Annotated in this window: 16 protein-coding genes; 9 read left to right on the plus strand and 7 right to left on the minus strand. The window is 73.4% G+C overall.

The window, feature by feature from the left end:
• The first annotated feature begins 87 nt into the window (after positions 1-87).
• Positions 88-2,088 (plus strand): SpoIID/LytB domain-containing protein, encoded by a 2,001-nt coding sequence (locus IPK37_14420; GenBank protein ID QQS00108.1) that lies wholly within the window; start codon positions 88-90, stop codon positions 2,086-2,088.
• Positions 2,089-2,160: 72 nt separating this feature from the next.
• Here the strand turns inward: IPK37_14420 and IPK37_14425 are convergent, their stop codons facing one another.
• Positions 2,161-2,802 carry a CoA transferase subunit B gene (locus IPK37_14425; GenBank protein ID QQS00109.1) on the minus strand — a complete coding sequence of 214 codons (642 nt, stop codon included), beginning with the start codon at positions 2,800-2,802 and terminating at the stop codon, positions 2,161-2,163.
• On the minus strand, positions 2,802-3,617 hold the full coding sequence (locus IPK37_14430) for a CoA transferase subunit A (GenBank protein ID QQS00110.1): 816 nt from the start codon (positions 3,615-3,617) through the stop codon (positions 2,802-2,804). Before IPK37_14430 ends, IPK37_14425 begins: the two co-directional genes overlap by 1 nt.
• 72 nt (positions 3,618-3,689) lie before the next feature.
• Between IPK37_14430 and IPK37_14435 the strand changes: the two genes are divergently transcribed.
• Entirely contained in the window at positions 3,690-4,673 is a 984-nt protein-coding gene (locus IPK37_14435) for a peptidoglycan-binding protein (GenBank protein ID QQS00111.1), read from the plus strand.
• Positions 4,674-4,677: 4 nt separating this feature from the next.
• Here the strand turns inward: IPK37_14435 and IPK37_14440 are convergent, their stop codons facing one another.
• Positions 4,678-5,379, minus strand: a complete 702-nt coding sequence (locus IPK37_14440) for a TIGR03089 family protein (protein QQS00112.1) — start codon at positions 5,377-5,379, stop codon at positions 4,678-4,680.
• A gap of 141 nt (positions 5,380-5,520) precedes the next feature.
• Between IPK37_14440 and IPK37_14445 the strand changes: the two genes are divergently transcribed.
• A complete protein-coding gene (locus tag IPK37_14445; GenBank protein ID QQS02897.1) occupies positions 5,521-6,405 on the plus strand; it encodes a DNA-3-methyladenine glycosylase 2 family protein in 885 nt (294 codons plus the stop codon).
• 120 nt (positions 6,406-6,525) lie between these two features.
• Here the strand turns inward: IPK37_14445 and IPK37_14450 are convergent, their stop codons facing one another.
• From IPK37_14450 to cofD, 3 genes are all read right to left on the minus strand, one after another.
• Positions 6,526-7,128: a hypothetical protein gene (locus IPK37_14450; GenBank protein ID QQS00113.1), complete on the minus strand. Its 603-nt coding sequence runs from the start codon at positions 7,126-7,128 to the stop codon at positions 6,526-6,528.
• Positions 7,129-7,251: 123 nt separating this feature from the next.
• Positions 7,252-8,412, minus strand: a complete 1,161-nt coding sequence (locus IPK37_14455; protein QQS00114.1) for a coenzyme F420-0:L-glutamate ligase — start codon at positions 8,410-8,412, stop codon at positions 7,252-7,254.
• Positions 8,413-8,512: 100 nt separating this feature from the next.
• A complete protein-coding gene (gene cofD / locus IPK37_14460) occupies positions 8,513-9,496 on the minus strand; it encodes a 2-phospho-L-lactate transferase (protein QQS00115.1) in 984 nt (327 codons plus the stop codon).
• Positions 9,497-9,821: 325 nt separating this feature from the next.
• On the opposite strand from cofD, the gene IPK37_14465 reads away from it, so the two are divergent.
• Complete coding sequence (locus IPK37_14465) at positions 9,822-10,091, plus strand: WhiB family transcriptional regulator (GenBank protein QQS00116.1); 270 nt, start codon at positions 9,822-9,824, stop codon at positions 10,089-10,091.
• Between the two features lie 18 nt (positions 10,092-10,109).
• Here IPK37_14465 and IPK37_14470 read toward each other — a convergent pair whose 3' ends face one another.
• Entirely contained in the window at positions 10,110-10,454 is a 345-nt protein-coding gene (locus IPK37_14470) for a metallopeptidase family protein (protein ID QQS02898.1), read from the minus strand.
• Positions 10,455-10,667: 213 nt separating this feature from the next.
• On the opposite strand from IPK37_14470, the gene IPK37_14475 reads away from it, so the two are divergent.
• The 5 genes from IPK37_14475 (at position 10,668) to IPK37_14495 (ending at position 15,546) form a co-directional block, all read left to right on the plus strand.
• Positions 10,668-11,081 (plus strand): DUF3499 domain-containing protein, encoded by a 414-nt coding sequence (locus IPK37_14475; protein QQS00117.1) that lies wholly within the window; start codon positions 10,668-10,670, stop codon positions 11,079-11,081.
• A 33-nt stretch (positions 11,082-11,114) separates the two neighbouring features.
• Positions 11,115-12,554, plus strand: coding sequence for a phosphomannomutase/phosphoglucomutase (locus IPK37_14480; GenBank protein QQS00118.1), 1,440 nt, complete (start codon positions 11,115-11,117; stop codon positions 12,552-12,554).
• Entirely contained in the window at positions 12,551-12,784 is a 234-nt protein-coding gene (locus IPK37_14485; GenBank protein ID QQS00119.1) for a hypothetical protein, read from the plus strand. The genes IPK37_14480 and IPK37_14485 overlap by 4 nt, the downstream gene beginning before the upstream one ends.
• Positions 12,785-12,821: 37 nt before the next feature.
• Positions 12,822-14,006 (plus strand): phosphosugar isomerase, encoded by a 1,185-nt coding sequence (locus IPK37_14490; protein ID QQS00120.1) that lies wholly within the window; start codon positions 12,822-12,824, stop codon positions 14,004-14,006.
• Between the two features lie 109 nt (positions 14,007-14,115).
• Complete coding sequence (locus IPK37_14495) at positions 14,116-15,546, plus strand: mycothione reductase (GenBank protein ID QQS00121.1); 1,431 nt, start codon at positions 14,116-14,118, stop codon at positions 15,544-15,546.
• The last annotated feature ends 140 nt before the right edge of the window (positions 15,547-15,686 follow it).

Below are 15,686 nucleotides of genomic sequence, written 5' to 3' on the forward strand. Positions count from 1 at the left end.
CCCCTCGTCCCGGGGATCGAGATCTTCGTCGGGTACCCTCGCCGCAGGCCTCGGACTCTGGCACCGCGGGCCGAAAGGAAAACCATCATGAATAGTCATCCCTGCCTGCGTCGCGCTGCCCTCCGGCTCGCGGCGCTCGTCACCGGCGTCGTCGCGCCGCTTCAGTTCGCCGCTCCCGCCACCGCCGCCGAGGTCAGTCCCCGGCCCGGATCCGGGCAATTCAGCGTGGTCGGCCACGGCTACGGCCACGGCCGCGGCATGAGCCAATGGGGGGCGTACGGCGCCGCCACCAAGGGCCTGAGTTACACCCAGATCCTGGACTTCTACTACCCCGGCACCGCGCGCACCTCGATCCCCAACGACGCGATCCGGGTGGCCCTGTCCGACGCGGACGGCGACACCGTCGTCGCGCCCGCCGAGGGGCTGCGGGTCGTCGTGCCCGGGGGCCGGGTCACCCTGCCGACGGGGGCGGGCTATACCGCCTGGCGGGTGAGCGGGGCCAATCCCGTCAAGCTGGACTACAAGGACGCCGCGGGGGCGTGGAAGCCCTTCACCCCGGCCGGGCTGACGCTGGGTTCGGACGTGGCCTTCGCCTCGGACGCCGGCATCGTCAGGGTCCTGCTGCCCGGCGGCGTCTGGGAGGAGGTCCGCGGCGAGGTGCACGCCAGCGTCGTCTCCGGGGCGGTCCGCAGCGTGCTCTTCACCACCATGGAGACCTACCTGCGCGGCGTCATCCCCAACGAGATGCCCGCCTCCTGGGGCGCGTCGGCGCTCAACGCGCAGACCGTCGCGGCCCGCACGTACGCGGCCCGCTATCGCCAGGCGCAGCGCGCGGCCGGCTCCTGGTACGACATCTGCGACACCATCACCTGTCAGGTGTATTCGGGCGCCGCGCAGATCTCGGGCGGGGCGCGCACCCCGAAGGAAGACGCGCGCACCGACGCCGCGATCGCGGCGACGGCCGGCGTCGTGCTCACCTACAACGGCGCGCTGATCAGCGCCGAGTTCTCGGCGAGCAACGGCGGCTATACCGTCGGCGGGCAGCCCTACTTCGCGGTCAAGGCCGACCCGTACGACGGGGCCGTGCCCAACGCCGGCAACACCTGGACGGCGACGATCCCGGCGAGCAACCTCGACAACGCGCGCGGCATCGGCAAGTTCCGCCGGCTGGTCATCCTCACCCGGGACGGTCGGGGCGAGTACGGCGGCCGGATCCTCACCGCGCGCCTGGAGGGCGAGGCCGGCACCGCGACCGTCAGCGGCGAGGAGCTCCGCGGCCTCATGAAGACGCGCTCCGCGTGGTTCCAGGTCGCCTCCAGCCCCGACGTACGGGACTACGACGGCGACGGGACCGCGGACATCCTGGCCCGCGACGCCGGCGGCGACCTGCTGCTGCACCCCGGCGAGGGGACCGACGGCGACGCGCGGTTCGGCGCGGGACGCACGGTGGGCGTCGGCTGGGGTGGGATGACCGACCTGTTCTCCGCGCGCGACTTCAACGGCGACGGCAAGCCCGACATCATCGGGCGTCTCAAGGACGGCCGGCTCTACTTCTACGCCGGCGACGGCTCGGGCGGTTGGCTGACCCAATATCAGATCGGCAACGGCTGGACCCACTACCGGTCCTTCATCGGCGCCGGCGACTGGAACGCCGACGGCAAGCCCGACGTCCTGGCCATCGACACCGACACCCAGCGCCTGGTCATCTCGCTGGGCAACGGCCGCAATCTCACCGTCCCGATCAACATCGGCACCGGTTGGGGCGGCATCGTCAAGCTGGTCACGCCGGGAGACTTCGACGGCGACGGGAACGACGACCTGCTCGGCGTCACCACCACCGGCGACCTCTACCTCTACTCGGGCAACGGCGCCGGCCAGATCAAGGGCCAGCGCAAGATCGGTAACGGATGGTCCCCGATGGCCGCGGTGTGGTCCGTCGGCGACGCCGACGGCGACGGCAGCTCCGACATCCTCGCGATCGACGGCTCGGGCACCCTGCTGCGCTACTCCGGCGACGGGCGGGGCGGGTTCACCGGCGCCGTCGCCCGGCTCGGCGGCGGCTGGGCGGGACGGTTGCCCGTCTCGTGACGCGTTCGCGAACGCGAGCGGAGGGGGTACGGCGACGCGCCGTACCCCCTCCGTCGTTGCTCGTCCCGGCGCTCAGCCGTCGAGCTTGACGATCAGCTCGCAGCCGGTGGCCTCCTTGACCTCGGCCTCGGTGACGCCCGGGGCGAGCTCACGCAACACCAAGCCCTCGTCCGTCACGTCCATGACGGCCAGGTCCGTGATGATCCGCTGGACCACGCGCTTGCCGGTCAGCGGCAGCTCGCACTCCTTCAGGATCTTGTGGGCGCCGCCCTTGGCGACGTGCTCCATCAGGACGATGACCTTCTTCGCGCCGTGGACCAGGTCCATCGCGCCGCCCATGCCCTTGACCATCTTGCCGGGGATCATCCAGTTGGCGATGTCGCCCTTCTCGCTGATCTGCATGGCGCCGAGGATCGCGGCGTCGACCTTGCCGCCGCGGATCATCCCGAAGCTGGTCGCCGAGTCGAAGAAGCTCGCGCCCCGACGGGTCGTGACGGTCTCCTTGCCGGCGTTGATGAGGTCAGGGTCGACGTCGGCGTCGAACGGGTACGCACCGACGCCGAGGATGCCGTTCTCGGACTGCAGCACGAGCTCGACGTCGTCGCCGACGTAGTTCGGCACCAGGGTCGGCAGGCCGATCCCGAGGTTGACGTAGTCGCCGTCCTTGAGCTCCTTGGCCGCCCTGGCGGCCATCTCCTCACGCGTGAGTGCCATCAGTCCTCGTCCTCCTGGTCCTCGCTGCCGGCACCCGCGGGGAACGGCGTGGGCGTGACGGTCCGCTTCTCGATGCGCTTGTCGTGGCGCTGCACGTCGTCGAGGTGCACAACCCGCTGGACGAAGATGCCTGGCAGGTGGATCTCGTCCGGGGCCAGATCGCCCGGGTCGTAGAGGTGCTCGACCTCGGCGATGGTGATCTTGCCGGCCATGGCGGCCAGCGGGTTGAAGTTGCGCGCCGACTTGTGGAACACGAGGTTGCCGTGCCGGTCGCCCTTCCAGGCCCGGACCAGCCCGTAGTCGCACTGGATCGAGGGCTCCAGCACGAAGGTCTCCTGCTCGCCGTTGACCTCGAACTCGCGGGTCTCCTTGGCGTCGGACGCCTTCTCGATGGATCCGTCCGCGGCGTACTTCAGCGGCAGGCCGCCCTCGGCGACCTGGGTGCCGACGCCGGTGCGGGTGAAGAACGCGGCGATGCCGGAACCGCCGGCGCGCATCTTCTCGGCGAGCGTGCCCTGGGGGGTGAGCTCGACCTCCAGTTCGCCGGAGAGGTATTGCCGGGCGAACTCCTTGTTCTCCCCGACGTAGCTGGCCTGGATGCGCCGGATCTTCTTGTCGGCCAAGAGGATTCCTAGGCCCCAGTCGTCCACGCCGCAGTTGTTGCTGACGACTTCGAGGTCCGATGTGCCCTGCTCGTGGAGGGCCTTGATGAGCACGCTGGGGATCCCGCAGAGGCCGAAACCACCGACCGCGAGCGATGCCCCGTCCGGGATGTCCTTAACCGCCTCGGCGGCACTTGAGACCACTTTGTCCATGGCCGCGAATCTACCGGCCGGGGCCAAGCGGGTGGCCCTCACGTGCGTGTGGCTTTGGCCGATGAGACCCACATGACCTCTCGAGCACGCGGCGTGTCCTCTTTGTTGGCCTCGGCGCTGGCGCTCGGCGTGCTGGCGGTCGCCCCCGGATACGCCGCGGTGCCCTCGGCCGCCGACCCCGATGTGGCGATCACCGGGGCGTCGTACGGCCGGGGCAGTGCGATCGCGCGCCGACCCAAGGTGGCCCCGAAGCCGCCCGCCACCGGCACGACCATGCCGACGCCGCAGGTACAGCTGCCCGCCGCCCTGGACCGCCTCGGCGACTACACCGCGCAGATCAGCTGCGACCCGACGGACAAGCCGGGTTCGATCGCGTACGGCGAGCTGCTCAAGACCATCTACCCCAAGACCGTCTACGGCATCTCCCGCTCCTGCACCGAGTCCGGCACCAGCGAGCACAAGGACGGCCGCGCCGTCGACTTCATGATCAACGCCGCCGACCCGGCCCAGAAGAAGGTCGCCGACGACATCGTCACCTGGCTCACCGCCGACAACGGCGCGATGGCGCGCCGGCTGGGCGTCATGTACCTCATCTGGAACCGCCAGATCTGGGGCACCTGGGACATCGGGGGCGGCTGGCAGCCCTACTCCGGGTCGAGCCCGCACACCGACCACATCCACACCTCCCTGACCTGGGACGGCGCGATGAAGAACACCTCCTGGTGGACGGGGGTGGCGCTGACCACGTGGGACGAGGGGCCGTGCCGGGTCTACACCGCCGCGACGGAGCCGGCGGCGCTCTACTCCGGCCGGTTCATCGACGACTGTCCGGCGCCGGTCGCCGCGCCGCGCACCTCGCACGCCACGACGGTGTTCGGCGCCACCGGCGCGGAGGTGCTGACCGCGCAGCGCCTGCTGGGCCTGCCGACGACCAGCAAGTTCGACTGGACGACCTGGACCGAGGTGAAGCGCTGGCAGCGCTCCAAGGGGCTCCCCGTCACCGGCGCGCTCGACCAGAAGACCTGGTCGGTCATGGATCCGGCGTCGGTGCGCTGACGGGTTAGTCCGTCTCGTCGACCCCTTCGGAGTCCAGGATCCGCCGTAGGGCGTCGCCGCCGCCGCTGGTCACGACGATCGACCCGCGCGCGTCCCAGACCGCGAGCATGAGCCGCAGCCGCGCGGCGACGTCGCCGCGGGTGGCGTCGATGTGCCGCCGGATCCCGTCGACGGGTCGGTCGCCGACGAGGCTTGCATAGGGCCAGGCGGTGCCGTCGCCCGCCACCAGCGCCGGGTCCGCGTCCCGCGCCTGCTGCAGCGGCACGAAGCGGTCGCCGTACGTCGCGAGCTCCGCCGCCTCGTCGATCACCCCGGGCGGGGTGCCGTCGGGATGGGACCGGGCCAGCGCGGCGGTCGTCACCAGGACCCGCAGGGAGCCGGTCGCCTCGATCGCGGCCACCGGATCGCACGTCACCAGCACGTCGGCATCCCGGTCGCCGTCGAGACGCAGCGTGGCCCCGCAGCTCCAGGCGGCGAAGGCCCAGTACGCCGCGCGCCAGTGCCCCGCCGGTAGGTCCAGGGCCACCATCATCCCCGGCCCGACGTCGGCCTCCTCCGTCAGCAGGTTGGCCGCCTTCGCCACCCAGTTGTCGAACACCCGGGCGGACAGTTCGACGCGCTCGCCGCCGGGTCCGTACCAGGTCAGCCGCGGCTTGGTCGCGTCGTCGCGCAGCAGCGCGTCGAGGATGGTGCGGGGCAGTGTCACCCCGCCAAGCTACCCTGTGCAGCCATGGAGACCCGCACGTCAGCGCCTGTGACGCCGGCCCCCAGGGCGGCGCACTCCGCCGCGGGAGGCGCCGGCGGGGCGGTCTCCGAGCGGGTGGTCGAGCTGCCGCGGCGGGTGCACCTGGTCGCGGCGCTCGCGGTCGTACGCCGGGGCGCGGGCGACCCCACCTGGCGGGGCGAGGGCCAGGAGGCCTTCTGGAAGGGCTGGCGCACGCCGGACGGGCCCGTCACTCTGCACCTGGCGGAGGACCGAGCTGCCGGGACGGTGCGTGCCCAGGCGTGGGGCCCGGGACGCGCATGGGTGCTGGAGGCGCTCCCGGCGATCCTGGGGGAGGGCGACGACGACACGGAGTTCGTGCCGCGGCACGCGCCCGTGGCGGCGGCGCGGCGGCGGTTCGTCGGGTGGCGGGTGCCGCGGACCACGCTGGTCCTGGAGTCATTGGTGCCGGCGATCATCGAGCAGAAGGTGACGGGCGCGGAGGCGTTCGGGGCGTACCGGGTGCTGGTCCGGCGATTCGGCGAGCCCGCCCCGGGGCCTGGGCCGGAGCTGGGGTTGATGATCGCGCCGTCGGCCGCGGGGTGGGCGGCGATCCCGTCCTGGGAGTGGCTGCGAGCGGGCGTCGACAGCCATCGATCGGACACGGTGATGCGGGCGGTCCGGCGGGCGGGGCGCCTGGAGGGGCTCAGCGCGCTGGAGCCGGCCGCGGCCCGGGAGCGGTTGCGGGCCGTTCCCGGTATCGGGGTCTGGACCGCGGCCGAGGTGGCGCACGTGGCGTTCGGCGACGCGGACGCGGTGAGCTTCGGGGACTATCACGTGGCCCGCAACATCGGCTGGGCGCTGATGGGCGTCGAGACCGACGACGCGGGGCTGGCCGAGCTGCTCACGCCGTACGCGGGGCACCGCTATCGCGTGCAGCGCCTGCTGGAGCTCACCGGCGCGACCCGACCGCGGCGCGGCCCCCGGATGTCGGTGCGGACCCACCTGCCGGGATCGTCGGCGCGCTGAGCCGTCCCGCTGCGGGGTGGCGCTCAGGGGTTGGCGCTGAGGCGTCGCGCGGTCCCGACGCTGATCGGCCGCGCTCGGGTGCCGGAACGTTTCGCGGGACGTGGCAGCCGGGCCGCCGCGTCAGCGTGGTGGCCCCTGGGGCGGAGACCACCGCGTGAACCGCTCCCGGGCGGCCTGCTCGAGCGCGTCCGCCCGGCGGCTGAGGTCGACTTCCAGCTGTACGCACTGCCCGACGGGCGGCAGGCCGGGTTGGGGCGACCGAGCGAGGTGGGTGTACAGGTCGATGGTGTGCGAGGGAAGTCGCCACAGGCTGGTCCAGCCCTGCCCGGTGCGGCCTGAGGCGTCGGTGCTGTCCGTCGGCTCTGGGGCGCCCGTCGTGTCCTCGGGCGATCCGTACGCGGCGCTCAGCGCGTCGGCCAGCGAGCGGGCGGCGCCCTGGAACTCCGGTGTCGGGGCCGTATGCCACAGGAACCAGGCCAGCCCGACGAACTCCTCGTGGTAGGCGACCCAGCCGAGCTGCGCCTCCCCCCAGCCGGATCCGGCGCGGGCGGACCAGTGCCGCGCCCCAGGCAGGGTCTGCGGGCTGGGGGGAATCTCGCGGACCTGCTCAGGTCGTACGCCGTGCGCGACCAGCCACGGCTCGACCTCGGCCGGCGCCGTCGGCCAGTCGCTCGCGACGAGGGCGGTAATCGTGTCGACGACCACGGCGGGAGAAGGTTCCATGGCGTGACGCTACCGGTCGGGGCGGTCGGGTGACCCGTCGGCTCCCGGGGCACGTCCCCTCCGGTCGGCGCCCCCAGGCGCCGCACGAGGTCGCGGCTCGTCCCGTGTCGACCGGCGGGCGCGTCAGCCCTCGCCGACGAAGACGATCACGGCGCGGGGACCATGACCGGTCCCCGCGGGTTCGGTGCGGGCGAAGGCGGCGGGCACGTCCTCCGCGGCCAGCGCCGGGAGCAGCCGGCCCACCACGACCCCGAGGGTGAGCTCGTCGGGGGCCTCGGCGACCACGCCGTACTGCACGAGGTCCACCCGCGCCCCGGCCAGGGCCGGCCGGGTGCCCGCGAGGTGCGCCCGCGGGTGTCCGGCGGGGATGGTTCCCAGCCCGTCGAACAGCGCCAGGCGGCAGGCCCGCTCGACGCGGGCGGGCACGGCCTCGGAGGTCGTCGCGCGGATCCCGACGTCGACGGCTTCGGGCGTCCCGGGCCGTACGCCGAGCGCCGCGCGAACCGCCTCGACGTGACCGAGCGCGAACCAATCGCCGCCGCCCCGACGAATCAGCGTCGCCGCGCCTTCTGCAGCGGCCGCCTCGGGCGCCGGGATGGGGGGCGCCGGCCAGGTCCACCCGCGCACCAGCGCCGCGGGCACCCGCGCCACCTTGCCCTTGACGAGGTCGGCGGCACTCGCGAGCTCGTCGGCGACCGCTCGGACCGTCACGCCGAGGGGCCGCCCGTCCGCATCGACCCCGCCGCGCAGATCCTCGACGACGGGCATGTCCGCCGCGCCGATCGCGATGTCGGCCTGCCCTGTTCGCCAGGGTCGCCCCGCCGTGTCGGAGACCAGCAGCCCCAGCCGGTCGGGCGCCTCGAGCCCACGGGCGGAGAGGGCGGCGCGTACTCCTATTAATAGGGCGCGCGCGGCGGCGTCGGGATCGCGGGGGAGGAGAAGGACGTCGCCACCCTGGCCCCCGGCGTCCACCGCGCCGACGGGGAGGGACCCGAGGTTGGAGGCGTCGATGCCCGCGCCGGCCAGCACGGGCCCGGCCTTCGCGGCGACGATGCGCGCGACCCCGGCCGGCCCGAGCCGCTCGGCCACCACCCGCTCGGACTCCGCCAGGACCAGCCCCGCCCGGTGCGCGGCGGGGGCGCGCAGCCCGGCGGCCTTGCTGACCACCTTGCTGGACACGACGAGGACGTCGCCGTCACGCAGGTCCCCGGGGGCGCGCCGCAGGGCGGCCACCAGCTCGCCGGCGAGGTCGGCACCGGCCGCGATCTCGGGAATGCCGGTCAACGGCCACATCTCGACCGCGGCGGCCGAATCGACCCCCGGGCCGTGCTGAGACTCAACCTGAGGGAACGGGTCGTCCGTCGGTGAGGGCGATGCCACTCCGTCAGCCTTCCCTCAGGCTCAACGCGAGATCGAGGGTGTCGCCGGCCAGGCGCGCGGCGGCCGCGCGGTCGGGCATGAGCAGGTCGGTACGCCGTACGACGTACCGTCCGCCCGCCGCCACCGCGTCCTCCGCACCGCTCTCACCGGCGTCGATGAGCCAGCCGTCGAGGAAGTCCGCGTAGAGCGAGGCGACCCCGGCGGAGCTGACCGGCACCCCGAGGGGTGCGAGGCAGGCGTCGGCGTGCCCGCGGACGGGGGCGCCGCCGACGATGGGGGAGACGCCCACCACCGGCGCCGCGGTGCCCCGCAGCGCATCCCGAACGCCCGGCACCAGCAGCACGATCCCGATGGACACGACCGGGTTCGACGGCGGCAGGAGCACCACGTCCGCGGTCCGAATGGCGTCGAGCACCCCCGGTGCCGCCGTCGCGTGCTCCATCCCCACCGCCACGAATCGCTGGGCCGCAACGGCCGCCCGGTGGCGGACCCACCACTCCTGGAAGTGCACCGCCGCCGGGCCCTCCCCGCGGTCGATCACGACGTGCGTCTCGACGGGCTGGTCCGACATGGGCAACAGCCGCACCCCGCGGTCGGGCAGACCGAAGCGGTCCGCCACCCGCGCCGTGGCCGCCGACAGCGTCATGCCGTGGCCCAGCCACTGGCTGCGCAGCACGTGCAGCGCGAGGTCCCGATCGCCCAGGGTGAACCAATCCGGCTGGGCGCCGTACGCGGCGAACTCCGCCGCCAGCGTGAAGCGCTCGTCCGCCCGGCCCCAGCCCTGCTCCTCGTGGACGGCGTCCGCCAGGGTGTAGGCGAGGGTGTCCAGATCGGGACACACGCGCAGGCCGAACAGGGTGATGTCGTCGCCGGTGTTGCCGATGATCGTCAGCTCGGCGTCGGTGTGGCCGGTCGCGTCCAGGTGGTCTCGCAGGCCCCGCAGGAAGCGGGCGCCGCCGACCCCGCCGGCCAGGGCGGTGATGCGCATGACGGCCATCCAACCACCGGGGTGTGGCCCGTTGCCGCGCCGGGGCGCGGGGCCTGACTGGTGCGCGCGGGACGGAAGGGGTTTTTCGCAACGGCGCCGCGCGGCGGCCAGACCACCTGCGAGCTGCGCGGAGCGTTCACTACCAGCCGTTCGACCTGAACGAATGCCCTGGTCCATTACCAGATCACCGCTTGACGAATCCAAGATGACACGCGTGTAATTCCACTGTTGTCGCCTTCGTGATCGACCGGCGGTCGTCGAACCGGTCGAGCGGGTCACCGCATCCGCGCACGGGGCTGGGTGTCATTTCCCGTCAGGAGGGGCCATGCAGGAGCTTCGGCTGGTGTTCGGAGTCGAGCCGGACGTGGAGGAGGGCGAGCTCTCCTGGCAGGATCGCGCCCTCTGCGCCCAGACCGACCCGGAGGCGTTCTTCCCCGAGAAGGGCGGCTCCACCCGGGAGGCCAAACGGGTCTGCGTGGGGTGTGACGTGCGGGCCGAGTGCCTGGACTACGCCCTGGCCAAGGACGAGCGCTTCGGCATCTGGGGCGGCCTGTCGGAGCGGGAGCGCCGCAAGCTCAAGCGCCGCGCGGTCTGAGCGCCGAGCGCCGTCCGATCAGCTGCGCTCCTCGTAGCCCGGGTCCAGCTCGGTGGGGTCGAGGCCGAGGGCGACCGCAAGCTGCTCCACCACGACGTCGTTGACGACCGCCGCCAGGTCGCGGGGGTCGTCGACCCGGGTCTCGATCGGCCGCCGATAGAGCACCACCCGCGTCGCCAGCCCGCGGTCCGCCGGGAACAGGCGCGACAGCGGCACCTGCTGCGGCTCCCAGGGGGCGGGATCCGACGGCGGCACGAGTTCGACGGCCAGCTCCACATCCCCCAGCCCCTGCGGCAACCGCCGCTCGATCCGCTCGACGGCGTCGAGGACGAGGTCGTCGAAGGCATCTGAGCGGGACCGCATCGACGGGACGGGCGGCCACGCGAGCGGGCCCCGGACCCCCCGACCATGGCGGTCCCGCCGACCGAGGCGGCGATCGGTCGGTCGGACGCTTCGCGGCATGCCGCCCACTGTAGGACGGGGCGCCGACAGCGCCGCGACTGCCCCGCACGACACGCCAACCCGTGCGGGGGTAGGGCTCGGCACGCGGCGGGGCGGGGGGTTACCCTCACTTCCGTGACAGTCATGCGTCGGTGTTCCAAGACCGCTTGTCCCCGGGCGGCAGTCGCCACGCTGACCTACAACTACGCGGAGCAAACCGCCGTGCTCGGGCCGCTCGCGACGTACGCCGAGCCGCACACCTACGACCTGTGCGCCACCCACGGCACCCGCCTGACCGTTCCGAAGGGCTGGGACGTCGTGCGGCTGGTGGGCGAGCTGGTGGAGCCCGAGGAGGACGCCGACCTCCTAGCCGTGGCCGACGCCGTCGACGCCCGCCCGCGGGCCCGCGGGTCCGAGGCGAAGCGCCGCCGCGCCGCGCAGGACGAGGCCGAGGCCGACGTGGCCGCCGAGGGCGCCGAGGCGGGCCGCCCCGCCACCAAGCCCGCCCCGCTCGGCCGGCCCCAGCTGCGGGTGCTGCGGGACATGTGAAGCCCAGCGTCCGCGCCGATTAGGCTCTTTCGCGTGACGCACCGCCGACTAGCCGACTTCATCAAGGCCTACGACGTCCGGGGCACCGTCCCGGACCAGCTCGACGCGAGCGTGGCGCGGGCCATCGGCGCCGCGTTCGCGACCGAGGTCGCGCTGCCCGACGGCGCCCGCGGCGTGGTCGTCGGACACGACATGCGGCCCTCCTCGCCGGAGCTGTCCCGGGCGTTCGCGCAGGGCGTCGCCGAGCACGGCCTCGACGTGACGCTGATCGGGCTGTGTTCGACGGACGGCCTCTACTACGCCTCGGGCGCCCTCGGGATGCCCGGCGCGATGTTCACCGCCAGCCATAACCCGGCCCAGTACAACGGCATCAAGTTGTGCCGCTCGGGGGCGCGTCCGGTGGGCCAGGACACCGGGCTGGCCGAGATCACGCGGGTGGCCCAGGGGCTGCTGGACGGCGCCGCCGAGGACCTGCCGATGACCCCGGGCCGGATCGCCGAGCGGGACCTGCTGGCCGACTACGCCGCCTTCCTCAACGGCCTGGTCGACCTGTCCGGGAGCCGGCCGCTGAAGGTCGTCGTCGACGCCGGCAACGGGATGGGCGGCCACACCGTGCCCGCCGTGCTCGCGGACCTGCCCCTGGACGTCGTACCGCTGTATTTCGAGCTCGACGGCACCTTCCCCAACCACGAGGCGAACCCCCTGGAGCCGGAGAACCTGCGCGACCTGCAGCGCGCGGTGGTCGAGCACGGGGCCGACCTCGGGCTGGCCTTCGACGGCGACGCCGACCGGTGCTTCGTCGTGGACGAGCGCGGCGAGCCGGTCAGCCCGTCGGCGATCACCGCGCTGGTGGCCGCGCGGGAGATCGGCAAGCTGGTCGCCGCGGGCACGCCGGCCGCCGAGGTGACCATCGTCTACAACGTGATCTGCAGCCACGCCGTCCGCGAGGTCATCGCCGAGCTCGGCGCCCGGGGCGTCCGCACCCGGGTCGGGCACAGCTTCATCAAGGCCACCATGGCGGCCGAGCGGGCCGTCTTCGGTGGGGAGCACTCGGCGCACTACTACTTCGAGGACTTCTGGTACGCCGATACCGGCATGCTCGCGGCCATGCACGTCCTGGCGGCGCTCGGGGAGCAGGACGGGCCGCTGTCGGCGCTGGTGGCGCAGTACGACCGGTACGTCGCCTCCGGCGAGATCAACTCCACCGTCGCCGACACCGCCGCCTCGACCCAGGCCGTCCTGGACTGGGCCCGGCCGCAGGGGGTCGACGTCGACACGCTCGACGTCGACACGCTCGACGGCGTCACGGTCGAGCACCGCGGGGAGCCCATGTGGTGGTTCAGCCTGCGGCCGAGCAACACCGAGCCGCTGCTGCGCCTGAATGTCGAGGCCGGCGACGCCGCCACGATGGCGCAGGTTCGCGACGACGTCCTGGCCATCGTCCGGGGCAGCGGGATCGGGGGTACGCCGTGAGCCGTTCGATCGAGCCGTGGCTGCGGGAGATCCTGCGCTGCCCGGCGTGCGGCGGGGTGCTGACCGACCGGGTCGCGGCCGGGCAGTCCCCGGAATCCCCAGAAGTGCAGTTCCTCGACTGCGTCGGCGCCTGTCGCATGGATCCGCAGCGGCCGGAGGGACGCGCCTACCGCACCGAGGACGGCATCCCGGTCCTGCTCATCGACGAGGCGCTACCGTCAGCCCCATGAGGGCCTGCCGTGCGGCAGCGGACGAAGGAGGCTCGAGATGCCGATGATCGACGAAGCCGTCCTGGACGACCCCCAGCGGGTCGCTCTCATCGACAGCCGGGACACGCTGCGCGCGCTGGCCACGGCCGGGGCGCAGGTGCGCGAGGCGATGACGCTCGCGGCCGACGCCGGCGTCGACCGGCTGCGCGGCCAGGAGCGGCCGCGGTCGGTGCTGGTGGCCTCCCTCGGCGGGTCCGCCGTGGTGGGCGACATCCTGGAACTGCTCGCCGAGCCGGGCTCGCCGGTGCCCGTGACGATCCGCCGGAACGTCCCGCTGCCGGGCTGGGTGGGCCCGCTCGACCTCGTCGTGGCCGTGTCCCTGTCCGGCCGCGCGCCGGGGCCGCTGGCCGTCGCCGCCGAGGCGGCCCGCCGGGGCGCGTCCCTGATCACGGTCGGCGCGGAGGACTCGCCGCTGGCGGCGGTCTGTGCCCGGGCCCGCGGGGTGCACATCGCGGCCGGTCGCAATCCCCGCACGTCGAGCCGGACCTCGCTGTGGTCGATGACGGCGCCGGTCCTGCAGGCGGCCGACCGCCTGGGCGTCGTCGAGGTGTCGGACGCGCTGCTGCTGCAGGTCGCCGATCGGCTGGACGAGTGCGCGGAGGCCTGCCGGCCCGCAAGCGAGGCCTTCGTCAACCCGGCCAAGATCCTCGCCCTGCAGATCGCCGAGACGGTGCCCGTGGTGTTGGGGGAGGGCGACCTCGGTGGGGTGGCCGCCCTGCGGGCCTCCTCGATGTTGGCCCGGACGGCCCGCGTGCCCGCGACGTACGGCGTGCTGCCCGACGCCGCCTCCCAGGTCGTGGCGACGTTCGACGGGCCGTTCACCGCAGGCGGCGGGGACGGCGTGACCGCCCTGTCCGCGGGCCGCGACATCTTCGCCGATCCCTTCCTCGACGGCCCGCCGCAGCCGCAGCTGGGGCTGCTGCTGCTGCGCGACGCGGCCGGCCCGATCGAGTCCCCCGAGGACGCCGACCGGGCGGCCCTGGTCGACGGCGTGGTGGCCACGGCGGAGGACGCGGGGGTGCAGGTGCTCACCGTTCAGGCCGATCCCGGCCCCGGCCTGGCCCGGTTGGCCCAGCTCATGGCGACGACGGACTACCTGGCGACGTACTTGGCGATCGGGCTCGGCATGGACCCGGCGGTGTCGCGGCACATCACAGAGCTGCGCGACCACACCAGCCGCTAGCCCCGGCCTCACCCGGCCGCCGCGCCCTGCCCGCCGCGCCCGGCCGCCGCGCCCGGGCGCCGCAGCGGCCGGCCAAGTCGGTCGAATCGCGGGCGTTATCCTCACACGCGTGGACCACGTCGACCTCGCCATCATCGGTTCCGGCTCGGGCAACTCCCTGGTGACCCCGGACTTCGCCGACAAACAGGTCGCGGTCATCGAGTCGGGCGTCTTCGGTGGCACCTGCCTCAACGTCGGGTGCATCCCCACCAAGATGTTCGTCTACGCCGCGGAGGTCGCCGAGACGGTACGGGATGCCCACCGGTACGGCGTGCGCGCTCGCATCGAGGCCGTCGACTGGCCGGCGATCCGGGACCGGATCTTCGGTCGGATCGACCCGATCTCCGGCGCGGGGCTGGACTACCGGCGCAACGGGCCGAACACGCGGGTCCTGCAGGGCCGCGCCCGCTTCACCGGCCCCCGCGAGCTGACCGTGCGCGGCGCCGACGGCAGCGAGAGCAGGCTGTCGGCCGATCAGATCGTCATCGCGGCCGGGTCAGCCGCGCAGATCCCGGAGTTGATACGCGACGCGGGGGTGCCGTACGAAACCTCGGACACGGTCATGCGCCTGCCCGCCCTGCCGGAATCGATCGTCATCGTCGGGGGCGGGTTCATCGCCGCGGAATTCGCGCACGTGTTCTCGGCGCTGGGGACGCGCGTCACTCTCGTCGTCCGAGGTCCGGCCATGCTCCGCAAGGAGGACAACGAGATCTCGGCGGCGTTCACGCACATCGCGCAGCGGCGGTGGGACGTCCGGCTGGGGACCGAGTTCATTGCCGTGCGACCCGGCCCGCAGGGGGGCGTCGAGGCGACGCTCACGGACGGGACGACCGTCGCGGCCGACGTCCTGCTCGTCGCCGCCGGCCGGGCCCCCAACACCCCGGACCTTGACCTGCCGGCCGCCGGCATCGGCGTGCACGAGGACGGCCGGGTCGTCGTGGACGCCCACGGGCGCACCGCGGTGCAGGGCGTGTGGGCCCTCGGCGACGTCAGCTCGCCGTACCAGCTCAAGCACGTCGCCAACCACGAGGCCCGCGTCGTGGCGCACAACCTCGCCCACCCCGAGGCGCTGCGCAGCTTCGACCACCGATTCGTGCCCTCGGCCGTGTTCACCTCGCCGCAGATCGCGTCGGTGGGGGCGACCGAACGCGACCTCGCGACCGCCGGGACGCCGTACGTCGGGAAGGTGCAACGGTACGGCGACACGGCGTACGGCTGGGCCATGGAGGACACCGAGGGCCTCTGCAAGGTGCTCGCCGACCCCCGGACCGGGCGGCTCCTCGGCGCCCACATCATGGGCGCGCAGGCGTCGACGCTCATCCAGCCCGCCATCCAGGCCATGTCGCTCGGGCAGACCGTGGGGGAGGTGGCCCGCGGCCAGTACTGGATCCACCCGGCCCTCACCGAGGTCCTGGAGAACGCCCTCCTCGGCCTGGAGCTGACCGCCCCGTCGGAGGTCCTGGACATGCCCGTCGAGGGCGAGGACGTCAGCCAACCGTAGGCGCGTGCCGCGCCCCAATTGGCATAATGTCAGGCGCTCGTCCTGGACGATCGGATGCCGCCAGTTGGGCGAAAGTACTTGTCAGAGTAGTTGTGACACGCGTTCCAGTTCGTGTGTTCGCGGCGGTTCCGGCCGGGAAT

The sequence above is a fragment of the Austwickia sp. genome (assembly GCA_016699675.1).
GTDB lineage: Bacteria > Actinomycetota > Actinomycetes > Actinomycetales > Dermatophilaceae > Austwickia.

What these genes read in the sequence shown, in the direction of transcription:
- IPK37_14420 (QQS00108.1), top strand. Translation starts at nt 88, where the DNA reads ATGAATAGTCATCCCTGCCTGCGTCGCGCTGCCCTCCGGCTCGCGGCG.
- IPK37_14425 (QQS00109.1), bottom strand. Translation starts at nt 2,802, where the DNA reads ATGGCACTCACGCGTGAGGAGATGGCCGCCAGGGCGGCCAAGGAGCTC.
- IPK37_14430 (QQS00110.1), bottom strand. Translation starts at nt 3,617, where the DNA reads ATGGACAAAGTGGTCTCAAGTGCCGCCGAGGCGGTTAAGGACATCCCG.
- IPK37_14435 (QQS00111.1), top strand. Translation starts at nt 3,690, where the DNA reads ATGACCTCTCGAGCACGCGGCGTGTCCTCTTTGTTGGCCTCGGCGCTG.
- IPK37_14450 (QQS00113.1), bottom strand. Translation starts at nt 7,128, where the DNA reads ATGGAACCTTCTCCCGCCGTGGTCGTCGACACGATTACCGCCCTCGTC.
- cofD (QQS00115.1), bottom strand. Translation starts at nt 9,496, where the DNA reads ATGCGCATCACCGCCCTGGCCGGCGGGGTCGGCGGCGCCCGCTTCCTG.
- IPK37_14465 (QQS00116.1), top strand. Translation starts at nt 9,822, where the DNA reads ATGCAGGAGCTTCGGCTGGTGTTCGGAGTCGAGCCGGACGTGGAGGAG.
- IPK37_14470 (QQS02898.1), bottom strand. Translation starts at nt 10,454, where the DNA reads ATGCGGTCCCGCTCAGATGCCTTCGACGACCTCGTCCTCGACGCCGTC.
- IPK37_14490 (QQS00120.1), top strand. Translation starts at nt 12,822, where the DNA reads ATGCCGATGATCGACGAAGCCGTCCTGGACGACCCCCAGCGGGTCGCT.